The 1,579-nt window shown below is 67.7% G+C and carries 1 protein-coding gene; it reads right to left on the bottom strand.

Annotation, left to right across the window (positions count from 1 at the left end; all coding sequences use genetic code 11):
* Nucleotides 1–1,453 (bottom strand): IS4 family transposase (locus tag O3W51_RS47955; RefSeq protein ID WP_269290387.1); only part of this gene is annotated, 1,453 nt, incomplete at its 3' end.
* Nucleotides 1,454–1,579: the final 126 nt, after the last annotated feature.

Here is a 1,579-nt window from a genome sequence, read left to right as displayed (position 1 = left end):
TCAGAATTCGGTGTCGGCGGCGCTTGTCGGGGGCGGTGTGCCGATCGTCCCGGGAGGCGGTGGGCAGCGCGGGCTGCTGATCGGTGGGTTCGAGGATGGTGACGTCGAGGTGGGTGACGGTGCGGCTCGCGCCGGGTCTGCCGTCGTCGCGTCGCTCGCTGTACCGGGACATCGGCGATTTGACCTTGCGGGTGCTGACCCGTTGCCGCCTCGGCGGGAGGACGGCGCCCAGAATCCGACGGCCGATGAGCCCGACCGCCCCGACATGTGCGGGGATGACATCGGCGGCCTGGACGACCTGGTCACGGGCGGTCTGGACGGCGACAGTGAAGCAGCAGCGGTCCGGGTCGGTCCCGGTCCGGGACTCTGCGGCGTCGACCATGACGGTCCGCAGCACTTGGTAGAGCGTGAGCAGGGCCCACATCTCCTGCTCAACGCCGGCCGGGTCACCTGAGCGCAGAAGACGACCTTTCATGAGGGTGTGGCGGAGCGCGTAGTACGCCGATTCGTGTTCCCACCGCTGGTGGTAGAGGGCCGCAAGTGCGGCGGCGGGGTAGCGACGGGCGTCGGTCAGGGTCGTCACCAGCCGGTAGGAGCCGGTGAAGATTGTGCCGTCCGCGCAGGTCACCGAGATCTGCGCGTCGACGATCCGCACGCTCACGGTGCCGATCACCGACAGGTACGAGCCGTCCGCGAGACGGGCCAGAACCGGGGTGCGTCGGTTGCTGCGGAGTCGGCCCAGCACCTGGGCGCGGGTTGCGACGGCCTGGGAGAGGAAGTCGTTCCCGTCGAAGCCCTTGTCCCACAGCACCAGCATGTCAGGTGTCAGCAGGTGCAACAGACGTGATGCGTATCGGGTTTCCCCCTCGGCGGTCGGTCCGAACACTGCGCCGATCAGGGCCCGTGTCCCGGTCTCGACCAGCGTCATCAACTCCAGCGTCGGATAGCCGTGATGCGAGGTTCTCCCCAGCCAGGCCCGGTTCCGGTCGGAGTCCGCGACCCTCTGTGAGCTGCAGCCGTCGAAGGACACGGTCCGAAACGGCCCGAACCGCACGCCCGGCGTCGTTGGCCGGGCCAGCGGCCCGGCCAGCACCTCGAACAACGCCCGGACCGGCGCACTGCCCAGTCTCCGGCGCAGGTCACGTAACGCCTTCGCGGTCGGACAGGCCACCGGCATCCCGGTCAGGCCGGCTGTCAGTTTGTCCCAGACGAGCCGATAACCGACCTCGGGGAACAAGCACATTGCGAGCAGGAAGTAGATCCCGACGCGCGAGGGCAGATCACGCAGCCGCCGTTGCACCGTCCTCGTCTCGGACAAGACCGCGTCAACCAGCTCGAACGGCACGATCGCCGTCAGTTCTCCCAGATGACCGGGTGCGAACCGGCCCGCGGCCACCGTGACCGTTCGGGTGATGGTCTCTATCGACGGCGGCAGGACACCATGACCAGGCAACGGAGCTCCTTCGGCAACAAGCTGTCTTGGACGACTGCCTGTACCAACGAGCTCCGTTGCACTACGTCGAGAAACCTTCCAGGCACTTGCGTGACCTGCGAAAACGCTAACTACCCGGCCTTGGGG

Source organism: Streptomyces sp. H39-C1 (assembly GCF_027158125.1).
Taxonomy (GTDB): Bacteria; Actinomycetota; Actinomycetes; order Streptomycetales; family Streptomycetaceae; genus Actinacidiphila; species Actinacidiphila fildesensis.
The sequence above is the reverse complement of the archived record's forward strand: the minus strand, read 5'-3'. Positions and strand labels throughout refer to the sequence as shown.